Annotated in this window: 1 protein-coding gene; it reads left to right on the top strand. The window is 58.4% G+C overall.

Annotated elements, in window-relative coordinates; translation table 11 throughout:
• The coding region (locus tag MCUTH_RS11140) for an IS256 family transposase (protein ID WP_201784949.1) at positions 1-490 on the top strand (490 nt) is incomplete at both ends.

Genomic DNA, 490 nt, shown 5'->3' with positions numbered 1-490 from the left:
ACGGACCGATCCCTCAAGACCCGATACGGGGAGACGATCCTCCGGAAACCGCAGTTTCAGGAGTTCCCGTTCGAGACACAGGTCTTTGGACGGTATGCCCGGGTGGAGAAGGCTCTGGTGAATGCAATCGTCGAATCCTACCTCCAGGGCGTCTCAACGAGGAGAGTCCAGGAGATCGTCAGTCATCTGGGGATCGATCAGCTCTCTCCGGCTTCGGTTTCCCGGATGGCCAAGGATCTCGACGATCAGGTGCAGGCATTCCTCCTGCGGCCGATCGAACAGGCTATCCCGTATCTCTTCGTGGATGCTTCCTACTACAAAATCCGGGACGGAGCACGGTACGTCACCAAGGCGGTCCTGGTGGTCGCCGGAGTGCGCGAGGATGGTTACCGGGAGATCTTGGGCGCGAGAGTCACCGACTGTGAGAATGAAGAATTCTGGTCGGGACTCTTCGAGGACCTCAAAGAACGAGGACTTGCCGGGGTTCAAC

The organism is Methanoculleus thermophilus (genome assembly GCF_001571405.1).
Taxonomy (GTDB): Archaea; Halobacteriota; Methanomicrobia; order Methanomicrobiales; family Methanoculleaceae; genus Methanoculleus; species Methanoculleus thermophilus.
This window is presented reverse-complemented; position numbering and strand designations above follow the sequence as displayed.